Consider the following 17,351-nt stretch of genomic DNA (forward strand, 5'->3'; position numbering starts at 1 on the left):
GAAAAAATCAACACCTTTATACAACAGCAAAAGCATCTGCATAATTGCATGGACCGATTCTGCGCTACACCCGGAGATCAACCCCTACAGGATCAGCACACCGGGCGAAGATAAAACCGGGATCATCTCGTATATTTCAGAGTGCTGTATGGCGATATCTGAACAGTGAAGGTTACCCTCGCTGCATGCAGCTCATACCACCAGGAAAACAGAAACGCTGATGAAGAGTAACCCGTTGATTGCAATTGTCATACTGGCTCTTCAGCTTGTATTCAGCACAGAGCCCGCCGCTGCACCATCAGGAAGCAATGCAGGCGAAATAGTCGCTTTTGTGCGAAAGGGAAACATCTGGATCGCACGCCTCGACGGATCCGGTCAGCGCCAGCTGACAGGTTCCGGCAGAGACACGCATCCTGCACTCTCCCCGGATGGAAAAGAGGTTGCCTTTTGCCGTCGAACCGAAACGGAGATCTACCCGGATACCGGGTTCGGACAGCTCTTCATGGTTGAAACGAAAGGAGGAACACCCCGAAAAGTGCGCTTTGAAGGAGTTCTTGCCGCCGAAGATCCCGCCTTCTCGCCGGACGGAAAGAGCCTCCTCTTCGTCGGACTCTCCGAACTTCGCAGAGCAGGCAAAAAGGGTGAGCTTCAGGCATTCGCCACCATGTCGATCACCATTGGAGAGAGCCGGACTGGCAAATGCAGGCCGGTAGTGCAGAGAAAAAACAGCATGCTCGATGCGGGCTATATCTACTCAAACCCGGCCTTTTCGCCCGACGGAAAGTCGATACTCTGGCAGGAGAGCGGCAGTGATGTTTCGGGCGGTTTTGCAATCATTGATCTGAACGGAAAAAGGCTCTTCCGCTATCCCCTGAAGGGGTCGGATTTTACGCCATACTGGCGTCCGGCTCTCTCCTCTGACGGCCACAGAATACTCTGCTACTCGCCTGCAACGACAGAAGCGGCTGTAGACACGATCCATCTGATCAACCGGAGAACGCAGCGAAAGATTCTGGTGACCAGCGGCACCAATCCGGTTTTCATCCGCAACGGCAGCGCGATTCTCTTTGAACGGGGGGAAAACCGGTGGAGCAGCAACGCCTCTTCAAATCTCTGGCTCCTTGCATTACAACCGGGAGCCGTTGCAAAACAGATCATCACCGATGCATCCGAACCGGCAGCCGCGCTGCCGGGCAATGAGCATGTAAATCGAATCGCGGAATAGATTTATAGAGGTGCCGCCGGATAATCCGTATACCCCTTCTCCCCCGGAGAATAGAAGGTATCCATGTCGGGTGTGTTGAGGGGTGCTCCGGTTTTCCATCGTTTGACCAGATCGGGATTGGCAATAAACGCCCTCCCGAAGGCAACAAGATCACATTTTCCACCCTCCAGATCGCTTTCCGCCAGGGCCGCATCGTACCCGCCGGAGAGAATCAATGCACCCTTGAACTCCCTGCGGAATGTCGCCTTGATGCTCTCCGGCACCACAGGCGCACCCATGGAGGAGTGATCAACAATATGCAGGTAGGCCGGAGCTGACCGGTTGAGCTCTGTGGCAAGCCATGCATACTCCTCCTCCATGTTGTCGTAGAGCGGCATATCATTGAAGACGCCGAACGGCGAGAGCCGTATACCGACACGCGCCCTGCCGATAGCGTCACTCACCGCAGCAGTGACCTCAAAGAGAAAACGGGCACGGTTTTCAAGCGAACCGCCATACCGGTCGGTGCGAAGGTTTGAACCCGGACGGATGAACTGTTCGAGCAGATAACCGTTGGCTGCATGCAGCTCAACACCGTCAAATCCTGCCGAAACGGCATGTTCAGCTCCACGGGCATACTCTGCAATCGCATCGGTGATATCCTTCCCGCTCATCGCTTCCGGCAGGGGGAAAGGCTTTAGGCCATCCGCATCTGTATACATCTCACCGGAGGCAGCAATTGCAGAAGGAGCAATAACGCGGGCTCCCGCAGGCAGGTTAAGCGGATGAGCAATCCGCCCGCAGTGCATAAGCTGGAGAAATATCTTTCCACTGCCCTTGTGGACTCCTTCGGTAATGGCTTTCCACCCTTCGACCTGGGCAGGGGAAAAGACTCCGGGTATGCGGGGATAGCCCAGACCATTCGGTGATGAGGATGTTCCTTCGGTGATGATCAGCCCCGCCGAATTGCGTTGAGCGTAGTACGCCGCCATGAGCGCGTTGGGAATATTTCCGGTTGCACGGCTGCGGGTCATCGGCGCCATGACCATGCGGTTCTGAAGGGTAATCGGCCCGAGTGTGGCCGGTGAAAAAAGTAGAGACATGGTAAGCTCCCTGATGGAATGGTTTCAACTGGCAAGTAACAACAAACAGCGCTTGCAGGCTGTGGATCTACCCATTAACACCGGTATCAACTTTATGGTTCATCACCGTCCCTGCTTTCCTGCTCTTGCAGCTTCCTCACGAGGGAACTCGCTTCAGAAAATCTTTCAGCGCGATGAGAAAGGCTTCCGGCTGTTCTTCGTGGGGAAGATGGCCGCAATCAGGAACAACCACCAGTTGAGCCTGCGGAAGTTCACCGGCAAGCCGGATGCTCTCCTCTTTTTTTACCATAACATCGTGCTCCCCTGTAATCACAAGGGCGGGTTTCCTCATGGTGAAAAGTTGTTCATCAAGTTTGAGATGGTGCGTCTCCAGAAACACCTCCCAGAATGCTCTCGCCCAATCTCCCTGCATCTGGTCCCGGCGAAAAGCATTGAGAACCTCCTCTGCAAGGCGCTCCTTGTTGTACCACATGGCGCGAATCACCTTATTGTAGAGGCGGGCAATCAGAAACTTCATCAAGCCGGAAAAGAGCGGAGTCATGGCTTTCATTGCCGGTTTCATGAACGAGGGCACCTCGCTCGTCGCATAACCGCTGTAGATCATGGCATCCACAAGGACCACTCCCGCAACCTGCTCCGGGTAGCGAAGCGCCGTGAGCAGCGCAAGTGTGCCGCCAGTCGAGTTCCCGACCAGCACCGCTCTGCTGAAACCAAGCTGCCGGATCATCGTTATCACAAGATCACTCTGCGCCTCGGGAGTGTAACTGACCCCCGTTGCTTTTGATGAGAACGGACGTGAGGTGTGACCGAAAGCGGGCCTGTCAAAGGCGATGACCGAAGAGGTTTTCGCCAGCTCATCAAAAACAAGCCGCCACGAACGCATGCTTAAAAAGCTGCCGTGCAGAAGCACCAGAAGCGGCTCTCCCCTTCCGGCGAGACGGTAATGAACAGCAAACCCGTTCACGGTAACAGAATGATTCCCGGAAAATTCCGGAGAGGGTTTGGACACGGGGAGGGTCATAGCGTAAAGGGTAGTGTTCTCTCTCCTTGCTCTGTTTGATACTCACGCAGAGCGGCTTGCAATCAAACATGTTGAAGCTAAAAGTTATTACTCTCGACCGCAAGAAATACCGCACAGAAAGATTGAATTATTTTACTCTTCACTCCACGTTAACGGTCAGAGCGCCCGGCAGCACGAAGCGTCGGAGGGTGGTAAAATAAACTGAAAGAAAACGGCATATCCCGGCGTATCAGTATTGATGTTGACTTGTTCTCATCGTCAACTCTGTCATTTTCGAAAAATCAGATGCAAAAACAATCATCTCCAACTCCTGCCTGAAACCACTTTTTTTTATCGTGCCCGAATGATCACGCTACCCGCCGTAACTCTTGTGCAGAACCTGCATCAAATGAATTAACAAAAGCTATTTATATACTTTATAGCTATTTTTGGCTGATTTCGCGAGTCAGAAACATAAAAAGTATTATTTTTTTATATGTTGAGCCTTTTCATGACGATAGAAACACAAATTGGCAGTAACCATGATAAAACTCTCTGATGTTACCGGGAAAATTGCACTCTATATTGACCCGAACACCGGTCAAAAACATCTGCGCGCAACCTGCAGGCATACATCAGGATCATTGTTCCATGAGTTTTCTTCCAGCGAGGATGTAGAGGAGCCTACCTATCTCTCCCTGCAGATAGACCACAATCGCCATATTCACCTCAAACCGGACTTCCTTCAGTATCTCAATCACAGTTGCGACCCTAATGTCTATGTGGATGTGAAGCGCCATGAATTCATCTGCCTTCGCGATATCGAAGTGAACGAAGAGATCACCTTCTTTTACCCTTCGACTGAATGGGCTATGGAGCAGGTGTTTGACTGCAAGTGCCGGAGTGCAAACTGCCTGGGCGAAATTAAAGGGGCGATGCATCTGGACAGGGAGCTCTTGGCCCGCTACAAATGTACGCCCCATATTCTTGAAAAACTTCACGGTCAAGCAGAGGAACAACTGCCGGTTAACGAACCTGACACACATTAAGATCCTGCCATGAAACTCTGTGTACTCTACTCCTCCTACGAGCAATCCGATTCGCCGACCAAGGATTATGACCCGATGCGTGGCATAAAATTCTGGCTGGAAGGTCATGACGTTGAAATGGCCGACATTCATAAAGCCACAGCCGTTCAACAGGTACGGTCACTCATCCAGCAGGATTTCGATCTCTTTATCAATCTGTGCGACGGCTCTTTTGATTCCGACTGTGCCGGTATAGAGGTGGTGCAGACACTTGAATATTTCAATGCTCCCTTCACCGGTGCCTCCTCTGATTTTTACGACCCGACCCGTGAAGATATGAAGCGTGTAGCCCGCTCTTTCGGCATCGACACACCGCTTCATCGCTTTGTTGTAACGGAGGCGGATATTAAGGAAGCTGCTGAAAACCTGCGATTCCCGCTCATTGTCAAACACCCGAACAGCTATGCAAGTATCGGCATGACAAAAACTTCCCGCACAGAAACGCCGGAGGCGTTCAAGGTGGAAGCCGAGCGAATCGTAAGGGAGTTTGGTGAGGCGCTCGTTGAGGAGTTTGTTGAAGGCCGGGAGTTTACGGTACTGGTGGCAGAGAATGCCGAAGATGCTGCAAACCCGGTCGCCTTCCCGGCCGTAGAGTTTGTTTTTCCGGAAGGTGAATCGTTCAAACACTTCGATCTGAAATGGTCCGACTATGAGGATATGAACTGCATTCCGGTAGAGGACCCCGATCTTGACCGTCGTCTCAGAACCATATCGGCTCAGCTCTTCACCGGTTTGAATGGTTCCGGCTATGGCCGCTGCGATATTCGCATGGACGGCGAGGGACGGCTCTTCATGCTCGAAATCAATCCCAACTGCGGGGTTTTCTACAGCCCCGATGATGCTGGAAGTGCCGATTTTATTCTGCTCAACTATCCGGACGGGCATCAGGAATTTCTCCGGCTGCTGCGGGAGGCTGCAACAAAACGCTGCCGGAACAGCCTGAAAAACTGGAAGATAAAATTTGACCCGAAAGCGGCTTACGGCATGTATGCATCGCGGGATATTGAGCCGGGTGAGCTTATCGAAGCCTTTGAAGAAAAAGAGCATGTGCTGGTATCATTGAGCTATGCCGAAAAACACTGGGACAGCCGGAATCTGCGCTGGCTCCGGCAGTATGCCTACCCTATCACCGATGAGATCTGGGTGATGTGGAGCAAAAACCCCCGTGACTGGAAGCCCGTCAACCACTCCTGCAATCCCAATGCCTGGCTTGAAAACATGAATCTGGTCGCCCGTCGTTCTATCGGTGCAGGTGAAGAGATCACGATGGACTATGCAACCTTCTGCCACTCTACAATGGAGGAGTTTTCCTGCGAATGCGGTGAGGCTGAGTGCCGTCACCTCATTACCGGCAATGATGTCACGCAGCCTTTTATGCAGCGGTATACAGGGCATGTTTCAGATTATGTCAAAACAAGGATTGCCGCACGCTCCCTGTAAACGGTATAGTCATGGTGAGCGGTTTGATGTTCAAGCCCCGGAGGGGCGAAATATTGGTAGCGCAGTCCCGATGAAGTCGGGACCGGGATGGGATTTCGAGCACCGCCCAACGAAGCAATCGAATCGCGGAATAAATGAATAGAGGTGCCCATGAGTAACATTACGTTTGCAGCTGCCCTCTGGCAATACATTCGGCCCTATCGCTGGCGCGTACTCTTCATCCTGCTGGGATTGACGGTCGAGTTCTCCTACGAAGCGGGATTACGCTACAGCCTCAAGTTTCTGGTGGATGATGTCATCCTGAAAAACAGGCTTGATATTTTTCTCCTGCTCTTCGCTCTCTTTGCCGTGGGTGGCCTGGTCTACACCCTTTTTGCGGTCATTTGTGACTACTTCTGGGCAAAATACGGTTCCCGAATTTTCAGCGACCTTTGCCATGATCTCTTCCGCCATCTGCAGCTGCTGCCGATGGAATACAACGAACGCCAAAGCACCGGGGATTTGATGTCAAGATTCTCTTTGGATGCTGCGACGATTGATAACGCCCTGGTTATTGTTTTGCCTGCTGCGTTTCTCAGCATAGGGGAGTTGCTGCTCTCCTCGGCAATGCTCCTGCAGCTCAGTCCGCTCCTCTTTTCCGGCGTACTGGCCGGCATGGTTGTCTGCCTCACGTCACCCCGTCTCTTTGCGAAAAAAACCAACAGCAGTAATTATGAACTGAGCCGCTATAACGGGCAGTTGGGGATGTTTCTGCAGGAACATCTGAGTGCCTTCAAGATGATCCATGCCTACGGACTTGAAAACCACGTCACCGGCCAATACCGTCAAAAGCTGAAGCAGTTCGTTACCGTCGCAAGCCGGGCCAACTTTTTCTCCTACATCTCGCAGCGGATGCCCAATCTGGCCTTTCTGCTCCTGAATATCGTTGTACTCTTTGCTGCCGGACTGCTTGTGATGCAGGGACGGATGTCGGTCGGATCGCTGGTCTCCTATCAGATCATCTTTGTCAGCATGAGCGCCGCAATTAACCACATGACCTGGATAATCCCGAACCTCTTGTCGGCCAAAGCCTCCATGCAGCGGTTGCAGGAGGTGCTGGAGGTGCCTCTGCCCCCGGAAGAGCAGCACTACGACAATGAATCGGTTCACTTTACGGGAGACATTGAATATCGCCATGTCGGTTTTTCCTACAACAACGGCCAGTCGGTGCTCAATGACCTCAGCTTCAGGATCGAGCCGAAAAGCTTCACCGTTTTTGTCGGGCCCAGCGGATCAGGCAAAACCACACTCATCAATCTGCTGCTCCGTTTTTATGAACCCACGACCGGGCTTATCCTGATAAATGAAATGGAGAGCAGCAGGATCAATCCCCGCCTGCTGCGCAGTTTCATTGGCGTTGTTGCCCAGGAGGTCAATCTCTTTAACCTCTCCATTGCTGAAAACATCCGCATGGGTAACCTGGATGCCGATCAGGAAGCCATCGAAAAGGCGGCAAAGCAGGCTGAGATACATGAATTTATCATCTCACTGCCCGAGCAATACGAAACACTCTGCGGAGAGTCAGGCGGGCTGCTCTCGGGCGGGCAGCGCCAGCGTATCGCACTGGCACGTGCTCTGGTGCGTGAACCTCTTATGCTGCTGCTTGATGAAGCCACCTCGGCGCTCGACCCCCTGACCGAGCAGGATATTCTGAAAACCATCCTGAAACTGCGGAGTCAGTGCACCATAGTAGCCATTACCCATAAACTCAATCTGGCGGTTGAGGCGGATATGACCTTTGTGATGGACAAAGGCTCGATCGTTGAACAGGGCACCCATAACGAACTGTTGAACAATAACGGCTTGTATGTGCGCTTCTGGAATCACACTGAAGAGCTCGAAGAAACTGTGGTGACAAACACAATCTGATAATCAATCTAACCGGACAATAATGAAAGTTTTTGGTATTGGTGTGGGCAAGGGCAAGGGGTTCCTCGGAGTCTATGCGGTCAATTTTTACAAGGAGGGTGAAATCGTGATGGATCTCAGCATCGGAGACGAAAGTCCGGGCCGGGATCTCAGGACAATTGAGCTGGCTACCCGTCACATTGATCACCCGTTCGGCCGGTATGTCAACCATCACTGTGATCCGAACTGCTACATCGACAAAAAGCGGGAGCTGATGATAGCGCTCAGGGACATCAACATCGGCGACGAAATCACCTTCGACTACTCGCAGAATGAAACTGCCATTGCAGCGCCATTTGAATGCAGTTGCGGCGCTCAGAACTGCAAGGGATCAATTCGGCATTGATGCCGGTTATCATGAGCCGGACAAAGGCTTCAATCGATCACGTTGTTGTCAGCGTCCGATCATTTGGCAAGCGGATCTTCCCCCCACTCTGATACGTTGAGAGAAAACTTCTCCTTCAGGAGCCGTGGAATCTCCTCCTGAGTGACCTCCCTTTCCAGCGACCTACCTTCGGAAACCGATTTGAAGCTGTTGCCGTTGAGGAGCTCCTTGCCGGAGGGGGTCTGCAGAACAACCATCAGCGAGCGGACGAAAATCGAATCCGGATGCGTTGAATTCAGATAGTTGGCCGGTTCAAAATCAACCCACTCCTGCGGGGAGAGATTGAACTCATAGAGATTCTTCCATGAATCATCGGTAATGGACTGCAAGAGATAGTTCCCGTCCGGATTCAGGAAGAGCCCGAATGTATCAAAACCCTGCCGGATCTCCCGGTCGATCCAGCCGAGGTTGATCGGTTCGCGTATGCCGAAACTGCCGAAGCCGAGATCAAAGAGCCACTGCTCCCCCTCTATGGTGGCAACAATCGCCATATGAGTCTTCGGACGACGCACGGGATAGGTCATAGGACGCGCAGCCACAAACTGATAGGCAACTCCGAGCGAAGCGAGAGCCATGGCAAAGAGGCCGTTCACCTCGTAGCAGTATCCTCCCCGCCCTCTCTCCACGATTTTCGTGTAAATCTCTTCCGGTACAAGCGAGACGACCTTGCCCGCCTGAACATCCAGATTTTCAAACGGCACCGAAAAGAGCTGGCGAAGCATCAAGCGTTTCAATGTCGCTAAATCTGCTGAAGCAGCACCCTCAAAGCCGATTCTGGCCAGGTATGAGTGGAAATTGAAGTTCTCTGCTTTCATATATTACCTCTTCCATATCCTGTTACACAAGCCCATACCGGTATTGAATATCTGAACGATAGCCCCATTCCTGAGGGTATTACGATTCCTCGATCTGACGAAGGATTTCCTGCAGCGAAACTGCCGCACTCATCTTCTCCCCCTCACTGGTCGCGTTATAAAAACTGATAATCGCCCTGCCGCCTATACCGATCGGAGGATACTCCTTCCCGGCAAGCATCGGCATCAACTCAAGAAACTTCAACGCGCTCTCCTTCTCCATCCCGTTAATCCTGCTCACCACCGCTTCCACTATCCCGGAAGCGGCCTCCTCCCCCAACCCGGCAACATAGGCGGCACTCTGCACTGCGCCGTACTGGAACCCCAGAACAGCAAAAACAATATCCCTGTTGGTGCTGCTTTCCAGCCTTGCCGGGCACTGCCCGATCGCTTCAGCGAGAAACTGCAGCGCCATTTTCCTTACGCCCTCAACCCGCTCCTCATGATCGTTATGCATAACCACTGACTGTTTGTTTGGCTGATTATTTCACTTGCGGAAGTACATCCCCTGATCATTATCTGATTGATATTATTGAATTTAATGCTTTTTAAACGCGAGGTTTGGTTCACGCTGTTATGAACGCTCCGAAAGTTACTCTCTTTTAATTCAAAATTCAGCATTCATAATCTCTTCAACGAGAACCTCCCGGAATGCAACTATCAGATATATTAAAAATTGCTCATGCCATTTACCGGCAATTGCCGTTATTTAAGGGCACCTCTAATAATTGTCGTGAGCGGTTATCCGTTCAAGCCCCTGAGGGGCGAAATATTGGTAGCGCAGTCCCGACGAAGTCGGGGCTGGGAAAGGATTTCGGAACAAATACATAGAGGTGCCCCAACATCAAACATCAGTATGAAAATCGACCCCATCTACATCTTCCGCAAAACCTGGGCCACCTACCAGAAGGTCATCAGCCACAACCTCATGTTTCACCGCGAGATGCTGACTGCTGTCAAAAAGCTGCTTGAGAGCCATCCGGGTCCGCTCAATGTGCTCGACCTGGGATGCGGAGATGCCACCCATATCGGCAAAATGCTTAACCCCGGTCAGGTTGCGGAGTACTGCGGATGCGATCTCTCCCCGTATGCGCTCGATGTTGCCCGAAAAAACCTTGAGCCGTTCGGAGCCCGTGTAAATCTGCTTTGCAGGGACATGGTCGCCGTGCTGAGGGAGGCTCCCGCAAACCATTTCGACGTGGTGTACTCCGGCTATGCCCTGCACCACCTCTCCCTTGAGGAAAAACAGACCTTTTTCACCGAGAGCCGACGCACCCTTCGCCAAAATGGTCAGGTAATACTGGTTGATGTCATGCGCGAAGAGGAACAGCCGCGGCCGGCATATCTCGACAGCTACAACGGAGCCGTGGCAGCACGCTGGGAGGCCCTGACCACTCACGAACGGGATCAGGTACAGGAACACATCAGGAACTGCGATTTCCCCGAAACCCCGACCGATTTGCGGATGCTTGCCGGTAAAGCCGGACTGACAATCTGCCGGAGGCTCGAAAAACAGACCTGGCATGAAGCCTGGTGCTATTCGGCATAAGAGTAACTGTTGGTCAATTGAAGATCTGACCCTTTTTCACCAACCAAGGCAAATGTCTCCTCCGAAACAACTATTTCATTGATAACGTTTTACAAATTTTTAATTTCCGGCTACAAAAATTTATGTAAGGCCTCCTGAAACCAACAAACTCTTCCCGCCACGAAAAAGCTGATACTCCTCTCCCTTCTGTTCGTGATGCACTCGCTGACAGCATTTTCAGAGCCCGTCCTTCGCTGGGGAGGCGACCCAAGCGGCGGAGCCCCCTATGTCTATGCCGATCCTGCCAACCCCCAGACCTATACCGGATTTGATTATGAGTTTGCCGAGGCACTCGCCCGGGAGATGCACTTGAAAGCAGAGTTTGTCCCCACTGACTGGGAAAGCATTGTTGCCTCACTTCAGCGCAAGGAGTTCGATGTCATCATTGACGGCTTCGAACCGACTGAAGATCGCGCACGGGAGGTGCTCTTCAGCAAGCCCTACTATCTCTTCAGATTGCAGTTAACCGTCAAACGGACAGACAACCTCATCACCTCGCTTGAGGATTGCAGAAAACATCAGAAAACGGTTGGCACGCTGGTCAACTGCGCAGCCTCCCGCCTGCTTGACCAGGGCGGTTACAAGTCAAAAGCCTATCAGGATCCCGTCGGCGCCTATCAGGATCTTGAACTCGGACGGGTCGATGCCGTGCTGATGGATGTTGCCGGAGAGATGTTCTACGCCCGGCAGAACCCGAAACTGAAGGCGGTCGGCAAACCCTTCCAGACCGGCGCCTATATCGTCGGCATCCGGAAAGCAGATACCCTGCTGCTCGGCAGGGTCAACGCAGCAATAGATACGCTGGTCAACAACGGCACTGTCGAAAGGATTTTCAGGAAGTGGCAGTTGTGGGACGAAGAGCAGATCAAGCTGCGCACCACAAAAGAGCCTGTTTTTGAGATGACCAATACAAAACTCAACTGGAGCGAAGGGCTGATCAAACTCCTCAAAGCTGCATCCGTTACGGTGCTTCTCGCCTTCGGCGCCATGATCATTGCCGTCATTCTCGGCATTCCCCTTGCGGTCGGCCAGTCAAACGGAGGTCCGCTTACAAGAGCGCTGTGTACCGTCTACATCGAGTTTTTCAGAGGCACCCCCGTTCTTGTCCAGCTGCTCTTTCTCTATTTCGGCCTGCCGGTCATCGGCATCACCCTGCCCGGATGGCTGACGGCCATTGTCGGGCTCGGTTTGAACTATGCCGCCTATGAGTCGCAGGTGTACCGCACCGCATTCCAGGCCATACCGGAACGGCAGTGGCAGGTCGCCTACTCTCTCGGGATGCACCCGCTTCTCGCCTTCCGGCGCATCATTTTCCCCCAGGCCTTCCGTATTGCCCTGCCGCCAATGACCAATGATTTTGTGGCGCTTTTTAAAGATACCTCCACGGCCTTCGCCATTGCCGTCTGGGAACTTGCCACCGCCTACCGCGAGCTGGCCAATGCAACCCAGAGTTATCTCGGCATCGGCCTTGTTGTCTGCTGCTACTATCTTGCCATGAGCCTGCCGCTTGCACACTATGCGCATAAACTGGAGCAGAAACTGCAACGGAAATCAACCGGCATTCTATCCTCGGGAGCAGACAAATGATATCGATCAAAGGATTAACCAAAACAGTTCAAAACACCGCGCTCCTTTGCGACGTCAACCTCAAACTGGAGTCCGGCAAAATACTCGGCATCATCGGGCCATCGGGCAATGGCAAAACTACGCTGCTCCTCTCCCTCTGCGGACTGCTTCCTTTTGACAAAGGGGAAATCACCGTGGGAGATACATGCATCAGGGCAGCGGAAAGCTCCGTAAATTCCGAAAAGCTCTGGGCGTTCAGGAAGAAATCGGGAATCGTCTTTCAGCATCTCCACCTCTTTCCCCATCTCACCGTCCTCGGCAATATTACTGAAGCTCCTGTACAGGTAAACAAAATAAACCGGACGGAAGCGGAGGATGAGGCAAAAGTGCTTCTGGAAAAACTCGGGATCACGCAGCACATGAACAAATATCCCGAAGAGCTCTCCGGCGGCGAACAGCAGCGGCTTGCCATCCTGAGAGCTCTTGCCATGAATCCCGAAGTGCTCCTGCTCGATGAACCGACAAGCGCCCTCGACCCGATACGAAGCGGTGACGTCAGAAACCTGCTGCGCGAATTCGCCGCCACCGGCCATACGGTGGTGATCGTGTCACACTCCCTCCGCTTTCTCCGCGGCATTGCCGACTATCTGGCATTCATGGGAAAATCGGAACTGATCGAGATGAACACAACCGAAAACCTGCTCAACAATCCGCAGGATGACCGGACAAAAGAGTTCCTGCACCACTCGGAACTGAACTGAAAGCGCGCCGGATCGATGAACGATCAGAATGGATGATTGAGATGTTCAGGGAAGGTTTTGGAGGTGATTGGCAGGGTTATGCGGTACTCAGTGCTGTTTTTGTTCAGGTGAACAACTCCCGAGTCACTGAAACTCCTGATCAAGCCGCTCCTTTAAGCTCGGCAAGAGCCTCGCCCGCAAGTTTATCGAGTAAATCCTGAGATTCGTCAGTTTCCAGAAGTGTATCCCATTGAGCATTCTCAGCATCTATCGCTGAGAGTCCCTCTTCACTGACAAGCTCTTCACTTAAAATCTGGGCTTCCAGAAAACGGGCAAAATCTACCAGTTGCTCTACCCGGTTGGAAGGCAAGGAGCGGACAATGTTGATCAGAGTTTTTTCGTTCTCTTTGTCGGTATGGGTGACCGTATGCATAATCTCTCCTGAATGCCGATATCAGATTCGGTGATGCCAATTACATTATTCCTGCCTGCTCACTCACATCACAGATGCTGAACGATGCAGTACAAAAAAGCTATTAAAGAGACTACAAAACTATAACAATATCGTCAAATCCAGTGCTTCCATGCAGGACAACGCTGAATCGAGACAATTCCGGTTATCATCCTGCACTCGCCACTTGACAGAGTTATTTCACTTACAACACAACATCCCCAAGTAGCCAAATGGTTGATATTATTGACTTTAATAAAATTACCCAAGGAAGTTAGTTGAAGCGGTTATGAGCGTCCCGGAGGTCGGGAAGTCCTTGTATTCAAGCCCTGTAGGGGCGAAATATTGGTAGCAAAACAAGGCTCCCGCCGCCCCCCTCTTTTGCTTTTTGTAGCTCTACCCACGTTTGTAGAGTTTGTCGAGAGCGTCCCGGAAGTCGGGAGTTCGTCGTAATCAAGCCCCGTAGGGGCGAAATATTGGTAGGCAAACAAGGCTTACGCCTCCCCCCTCTTTTGCCTATTGTAGCTCTACCCGAGTTTGTAGCGTTTGTCGTCATCGGGTCGGAGAGAAGTTAGTTGAAGCGGTTATGAGCGTCCCGGAAGTCGGGAGTTCGTCGTAATCAAGCCCCATAGGGGCGAAATATTGGTAGCAAAACAAGGCTTGCGCCTCCCCCCTCTTTATCCTTTTGTAGCTCTACCCGCGTTAGTCGAGTTTGTCGTCAAATTCACGGAATTTCTCCCCACATCAGGAACTGCGATTTCCCCGAAACCCCGACCGATTTGCGGATGCTGGCCGGTAACGCCGGACTGACAATCTGCAGGAGGCTGGAAAAGCAAACGTGGCATGACGCCTGGTGCTATAAGGCATAAAACGGGGAGCTGTTTTTTTGGAATTCAATATAGCCTATGCACATCAAGCGACAGACAGCTATAGGCGACTGTGCCACTTCATTGGATCCTGAGATGTATGGAAAACACGACGATCTTCATACCACCAAGTAAGCATCACTAATATCCTGCTGCGCTTCCGGTAATAGTATCAGATCAGGAAGCATGACCGCTGCGGACATTTTGCTTGACCTCGGCCCATGTGAGCCCTGAAGCAGGGTTTTTCATCAGGTTACTCTTGCGACGAGCCAACTCCTTCTTTTGCCATTCATGTACGGGTACATCTTCCGGTTTAGCCGCCAGATCATCCCAGAGATCTTCAACCAATTGTAGTTTCTCTGGTGGGCTAAGGTCAAATACGGAAACAGTATGGGTTTTCATGACTATCTATATTTGAAATGGAAAATGACCGTTCTTAAATGTTTTTCCTGAATGGACTCTCTTGCTACGTACTGCCTGCTCACTCACATCACAGATGCTGAACGATGCAGTACAAAAAAGCTATTAAAGAGAATACAAAACTATAACAATATCGTCAAATCCAGTGCTTCCATGCAGGACAACGCTGAATCGAGACCATTCCGGTTATCATCCTGCACTCACCGCAGAACAGAGTTATTTCACTTACAACACAACATCCCCAAGTAGCCAAACGGTTGCTATTATTGACTTTAATAAAATTACCCAAGGAAGTTAGTTGAAGCTGTTATGAGCGTCCCGCTATTCCCGGTTTCCAATCCGCCAAAAGTTCAACATGGCTTTTCAAGCTATCGCCTCACTCTGCAGCGTTTCGGTCTTTGAAAACGACACCCGGTTTCGCCTCATGCCATAACGCACTGTATCTGACTTTTTCGGCATCGGTGAAGCGGATTGAACCGCTGAGGAACCAGGAACCCGAATGTTTATCGGGATCATCGCCTTCACGGGTGCCTGCATGCTCCAGACCCATCACCTTGCTCTCTGCATCCCGAATCACCCGCCAGCTACCTGAGATGTAGTGTTCCGTATCGGCTGCAACAATATCGAGCACCTCTTCCACCCCCCCTTCTTCGCTGTCACCACGGATATCAAGCGAACCATATACGTAGGCTATGGCGCTGAAGTCCTCAAGCACAAAGCGCATGAACTTGTTCCGAACCATATGGTGCAGTTCCAGACCATCAAGAACGTAGATGAACTGGCGCCCGTTTTTCCCAATGCCTGAAATCGAACGAGGCAGGCTGCCGTAATCCTCTGCAAGGCTGATATACCATTCCGAATATTCCTCGAAAAGATCGAGAAGAAGCTCCCTTGATGCAGTGGTTTCCATAAATAACTCAAACAGTAAAAACGTTACATGATACTATAACCCGGCGCCGACGGCATAAACACGTCAGGTTGCATTCCAATAGGCTGTTCTCTATACGTTGTTTAATAGCGATAAAACTCTCAATACATCACCGTTTTCGAATCATATAGTTCACTGCGCTTGTCGTTACGCCTAACTGCCGGGCGGTCTCGGCGAGTGACAGTCCATACTCACTGGTAAACTTTACAGCGAGACTCTTTCTCAGCACAGGCAGTGTTCCGCTCCGGCTCCCTGATCGAAAAAATGCAACAGTAATACCAGCGTCTTCACAAACTTCAGCAATATCCTGCCGCACCTGATCCAACCGTTCACTTGCAGAAAGCTGATTATCCACAGACTCTTCGGCATCTGCAAGCAGCGAATGCACAAACTCTCCGCTCCCCAAAATCCTTTCATCACCCTGCTCTTTCAATCCCTGTTTGCGCATCGAAAGTACTTTCGACCACCCTCCATGCGAACGAACCAGACCGCCTCCCGAGAGTTCCGATTCACGATCAATACCCATCTCCTCTTCAAGAAACACAAGGTATGCTTGTCTTGCTTTCCCGTCCGTACTGCCGAAAAAGCGCAGCACATAATCCCGGTCAAACCAGTCATGATGAATCCGTTTCATCAGCACCGCATGACCGCTCCAGGGATATCGGGCAAGTTCCTCAAAAGACGCAACAATGCCCGCCTTCAGCGGATTGAGATGGATATAGGCAACCAGTTTGTCAAAATATGCCTCCTCTTCGCAGATAATCGATTTGTAACGGTTCTGGAAGAGATGCCCGGCTCTTTTATGACGGCGGTTGTAGAACTGAGCATATCCTGAAAGCAGGCGGCGCATGTAGGTTGAGAGTCCGCTCTCACCGCTTTTTAGCAGGATATGCAGATGGTTCGTCATCAGAGCGTAGGCATATATTGCTGTACCGGAACCCTTCGCAAGAGTACCTACGCGACGCAAAAACTCTTTCCGGTCTTCATCATCGGTAAAAATAGCACCCTTCTCTATCCCCCGGATAATAACATGATGCAATGTTCCCGGCGCATCAAGTCTCGCTCCTCTCGGCATTTCAGCTCCTCAGATATATTGCTCACTGATCCTTTGCTGTGAGCAATATAATGAATATACACGAACTTCTTCTCTTATTAAACAACGTCCCCAAGTCCACTATTTCTCGAAGTTCCTGATCCCAGATCGTTATGTGTTCTGAGTGCAGGCCACGTTCTCTGAGAAATCCACCCAGTTGTTCATTATCAATGCCGGCAGCTTCAAGCACCAACTGGCATTTCTCTTTCGGGGTCATGAATCGTGGACTGCTCTACTGGCTGCCATCTGGTAAGATACCCGATTCACACTTTTGCACCCAATTCTGGATTGCCTGATCATGAATGCCGGTTTCTCTGCTGACTTGAGGTATACTTTGCTGCTCAGGCGGCAAGACTTTTTTCAGCACACTTAATTTCACCGCTCGGGTATATCTCATAATTTGCCTCCTTGGTTGAGGCGACAACTATGTTAACACTTAGGGGTGTCCGGGAAGTCGGAAGTGGCTTTCTGGTTAATTCGGAATTCAGCATCCAAAATTCAACATCTCTAAAAGTTTTGGGGAAGGGGTTTGTGTGATCTCCCCTGTTACTTGGAAGTCGGGAGATGTGAAAAGGATGCTTGACAGCCGTTCATCAACATGTCGGATACCAGATAACGATAAGGTACGAGATTCCTTGAAAATGAGCAACCCGCCTCTTTTTTTCGTGTTTTACAATG

At 51.3% G+C, this 17,351-nt stretch carries 17 protein-coding genes; 8 read left to right on the plus strand and 9 right to left on the minus strand.

The features are described from left to right. Nucleotides 1-220 precede the first annotated feature (220 nt). The gene (locus CFERDRAFT_RS07085) at nucleotides 221-1,225 is read left to right on the plus strand and encodes a TolB family protein (RefSeq protein WP_006366533.1); all 1,005 of its coding nucleotides are present in this window, start codon (nucleotides 221-223) and stop codon (nucleotides 1,223-1,225) included. 2 nt (nucleotides 1,226-1,227) lie between these two features. On the opposite strand, the gene CFERDRAFT_RS07090 is transcribed toward CFERDRAFT_RS07085, so the two are convergent. Both CFERDRAFT_RS07090 and CFERDRAFT_RS07095 read right to left on the minus strand, forming a co-directional pair. Continuing rightward, complete coding sequence (locus tag CFERDRAFT_RS07090) at nucleotides 1,228-2,307, minus strand: alkene reductase (RefSeq protein ID WP_006366534.1); 1,080 nt, start codon at nucleotides 2,305-2,307, stop codon at nucleotides 1,228-1,230. Between the two features lie 136 nt (nucleotides 2,308-2,443). Then, entirely contained in the window at nucleotides 2,444-3,328 is an 885-nt protein-coding gene (locus CFERDRAFT_RS07095) for an alpha/beta fold hydrolase (protein WP_006366535.1), read from the minus strand. A 521-nt stretch (nucleotides 3,329-3,849) separates the two neighbouring features. On the opposite strand from CFERDRAFT_RS07095, the gene CFERDRAFT_RS11715 reads away from it, so the two are divergent. The 4 genes from CFERDRAFT_RS11715 to CFERDRAFT_RS07115 all read left to right on the plus strand — a co-directional run bounded on the left by CFERDRAFT_RS11715 (nucleotide 3,850) and on the right by CFERDRAFT_RS07115 (nucleotide 8,128). Further along, nucleotides 3,850-4,356: an SET domain-containing protein-lysine N-methyltransferase gene (locus CFERDRAFT_RS11715; RefSeq protein ID WP_006366536.1), complete on the plus strand. Its 507-nt coding sequence runs from the start codon at nucleotides 3,850-3,852 to the stop codon at nucleotides 4,354-4,356. A 9-nt stretch (nucleotides 4,357-4,365) separates the two neighbouring features. Beyond that, nucleotides 4,366-5,835, plus strand: coding sequence for an SET domain-containing protein-lysine N-methyltransferase (locus tag CFERDRAFT_RS12470; protein WP_006366537.1), 1,470 nt, complete (start codon nucleotides 4,366-4,368; stop codon nucleotides 5,833-5,835). Between the two features lie 150 nt (nucleotides 5,836-5,985). Beyond that, entirely contained in the window at nucleotides 5,986-7,743 is a 1,758-nt protein-coding gene (locus tag CFERDRAFT_RS07110) for an ABC transporter ATP-binding protein (RefSeq protein ID WP_006366538.1), read from the plus strand. A 22-nt stretch (nucleotides 7,744-7,765) separates the two neighbouring features. Then, nucleotides 7,766-8,128 carry an SET domain-containing protein-lysine N-methyltransferase gene (locus tag CFERDRAFT_RS07115; protein WP_006366539.1) on the plus strand — a complete coding sequence of 121 codons (363 nt, stop codon included), beginning with the start codon at nucleotides 7,766-7,768 and terminating at the stop codon, nucleotides 8,126-8,128. Between the two features lie 59 nt (nucleotides 8,129-8,187). On the opposite strand, the gene CFERDRAFT_RS07120 is transcribed toward CFERDRAFT_RS07115, so the two are convergent. Together CFERDRAFT_RS07120 and CFERDRAFT_RS07125 are read right to left on the minus strand one after the other, a co-directional pair. Then, nucleotides 8,188-8,982 (minus strand): arylamine N-acetyltransferase family protein, encoded by a 795-nt coding sequence (locus tag CFERDRAFT_RS07120; protein WP_006366540.1) that lies wholly within the window; start codon nucleotides 8,980-8,982, stop codon nucleotides 8,188-8,190. 79 nt (nucleotides 8,983-9,061) lie between these two features. Next, nucleotides 9,062-9,478, minus strand: a complete 417-nt coding sequence (locus CFERDRAFT_RS07125; protein ID WP_006366541.1) for a hypothetical protein — start codon at nucleotides 9,476-9,478, stop codon at nucleotides 9,062-9,064. Between the two features lie 399 nt (nucleotides 9,479-9,877). Between CFERDRAFT_RS07125 and CFERDRAFT_RS07130 the strand changes: the two genes are divergently transcribed. From CFERDRAFT_RS07130 to CFERDRAFT_RS07140, 3 genes are all read left to right on the plus strand, one after another. Continuing rightward, complete coding sequence (locus tag CFERDRAFT_RS07130) at nucleotides 9,878-10,570, plus strand: class I SAM-dependent methyltransferase (RefSeq protein ID WP_040433422.1); 693 nt, start codon at nucleotides 9,878-9,880, stop codon at nucleotides 10,568-10,570. A 195-nt stretch (nucleotides 10,571-10,765) separates the two neighbouring features. Then, nucleotides 10,766-12,196, plus strand: coding sequence for an ABC transporter substrate-binding protein/permease (locus tag CFERDRAFT_RS07135; protein ID WP_006366543.1), 1,431 nt, complete (start codon nucleotides 10,766-10,768; stop codon nucleotides 12,194-12,196). Further along, a complete protein-coding gene (locus tag CFERDRAFT_RS07140; RefSeq protein ID WP_006366544.1) occupies nucleotides 12,193-12,936 on the plus strand; it encodes an amino acid ABC transporter ATP-binding protein in 744 nt (247 codons plus the stop codon). The genes CFERDRAFT_RS07135 and CFERDRAFT_RS07140 overlap by 4 nt, the downstream gene beginning before the upstream one ends. A 139-nt stretch (nucleotides 12,937-13,075) precedes the next feature. Here the strand turns inward: CFERDRAFT_RS07140 and CFERDRAFT_RS07145 are convergent, their stop codons facing one another. From CFERDRAFT_RS07145 to CFERDRAFT_RS12580, 5 genes are all read right to left on the minus strand, one after another. After that, a complete protein-coding gene (locus tag CFERDRAFT_RS07145; RefSeq protein ID WP_006366545.1) occupies nucleotides 13,076-13,348 on the minus strand; it encodes a hypothetical protein in 273 nt (90 codons plus the stop codon). Nucleotides 13,349-14,409: 1,061 nt separating this feature from the next. Beyond that, nucleotides 14,410-14,634 (minus strand): addiction module protein, encoded by a 225-nt coding sequence (locus tag CFERDRAFT_RS07150; RefSeq protein ID WP_040433424.1) that lies wholly within the window; start codon nucleotides 14,632-14,634, stop codon nucleotides 14,410-14,412. A gap of 394 nt (nucleotides 14,635-15,028) precedes the next feature. After that, entirely contained in the window at nucleotides 15,029-15,562 is a 534-nt protein-coding gene (locus tag CFERDRAFT_RS07155) for a hypothetical protein (protein ID WP_006366546.1), read from the minus strand. Nucleotides 15,563-15,689: 127 nt separating this feature from the next. Then, on the minus strand, nucleotides 15,690-16,655 hold the full coding sequence (locus CFERDRAFT_RS07160) for a transposase (RefSeq protein ID WP_006366547.1): 966 nt from the start codon (nucleotides 16,653-16,655) through the stop codon (nucleotides 15,690-15,692). Between the two features lie 250 nt (nucleotides 16,656-16,905). After that, entirely contained in the window at nucleotides 16,906-17,070 is a 165-nt protein-coding gene (locus tag CFERDRAFT_RS12580; protein ID WP_232209779.1) for a transposase, read from the minus strand. Nucleotides 17,071-17,351: the final 281 nt, after the last annotated feature.

Origin of the sequence: Chlorobium ferrooxidans DSM 13031 (assembly GCF_000168715.1) — a bacterium.
Lineage (GTDB): Bacteria > Bacteroidota > Chlorobiia > Chlorobiales > Chlorobiaceae > Chlorobium > Chlorobium ferrooxidans.

Excerpts from the sequence above, each read along its gene's own strand:
- CFERDRAFT_RS07115 (WP_006366539.1), top strand. The coding sequence starts at position 7,766 with ATGAAAGTTTTTGGTATTGGTGTGGGCAAGGGCAAGGGGTTCCTCGGA.
- CFERDRAFT_RS07090 (WP_006366534.1), bottom strand. The coding sequence starts at position 2,307 with ATGTCTCTACTTTTTTCACCGGCCACACTCGGGCCGATTACCCTTCAG.
- CFERDRAFT_RS07160 (WP_006366547.1), bottom strand. The coding sequence starts at position 16,655 with ATGCCGAGAGGAGCGAGACTTGATGCGCCGGGAACATTGCATCATGTT.
- CFERDRAFT_RS07085 (WP_006366533.1), top strand. The coding sequence starts at position 221 with ATGAAGAGTAACCCGTTGATTGCAATTGTCATACTGGCTCTTCAGCTT.
- CFERDRAFT_RS07110 (WP_006366538.1), top strand. The coding sequence starts at position 5,986 with ATGAGTAACATTACGTTTGCAGCTGCCCTCTGGCAATACATTCGGCCC.
- CFERDRAFT_RS12470 (WP_006366537.1), top strand. The coding sequence starts at position 4,366 with ATGAAACTCTGTGTACTCTACTCCTCCTACGAGCAATCCGATTCGCCG.
- CFERDRAFT_RS11715 (WP_006366536.1), top strand. The coding sequence starts at position 3,850 with ATGATAAAACTCTCTGATGTTACCGGGAAAATTGCACTCTATATTGAC.
- CFERDRAFT_RS07125 (WP_006366541.1), bottom strand. The coding sequence starts at position 9,478 with ATGCATAACGATCATGAGGAGCGGGTTGAGGGCGTAAGGAAAATGGCG.
- CFERDRAFT_RS07140 (WP_006366544.1), top strand. The coding sequence starts at position 12,193 with ATGATATCGATCAAAGGATTAACCAAAACAGTTCAAAACACCGCGCTC.
- CFERDRAFT_RS07095 (WP_006366535.1), bottom strand. The coding sequence starts at position 3,328 with ATGACCCTCCCCGTGTCCAAACCCTCTCCGGAATTTTCCGGGAATCAT.
- CFERDRAFT_RS07135 (WP_006366543.1), top strand. The coding sequence starts at position 10,766 with ATGCACTCGCTGACAGCATTTTCAGAGCCCGTCCTTCGCTGGGGAGGC.
- CFERDRAFT_RS07155 (WP_006366546.1), bottom strand. The coding sequence starts at position 15,562 with ATGGAAACCACTGCATCAAGGGAGCTTCTTCTCGATCTTTTCGAGGAA.
- CFERDRAFT_RS12580 (WP_232209779.1), bottom strand. The coding sequence starts at position 17,070 with ATGAGATATACCCGAGCGGTGAAATTAAGTGTGCTGAAAAAAGTCTTG.
- CFERDRAFT_RS07145 (WP_006366545.1), bottom strand. The coding sequence starts at position 13,348 with ATGCATACGGTCACCCATACCGACAAAGAGAACGAAAAAACTCTGATC.
- CFERDRAFT_RS07130 (WP_040433422.1), top strand. The coding sequence starts at position 9,878 with ATGAAAATCGACCCCATCTACATCTTCCGCAAAACCTGGGCCACCTAC.
- CFERDRAFT_RS07120 (WP_006366540.1), bottom strand. The coding sequence starts at position 8,982 with ATGAAAGCAGAGAACTTCAATTTCCACTCATACCTGGCCAGAATCGGC.
- CFERDRAFT_RS07150 (WP_040433424.1), bottom strand. The coding sequence starts at position 14,634 with ATGAAAACCCATACTGTTTCCGTATTTGACCTTAGCCCACCAGAGAAA.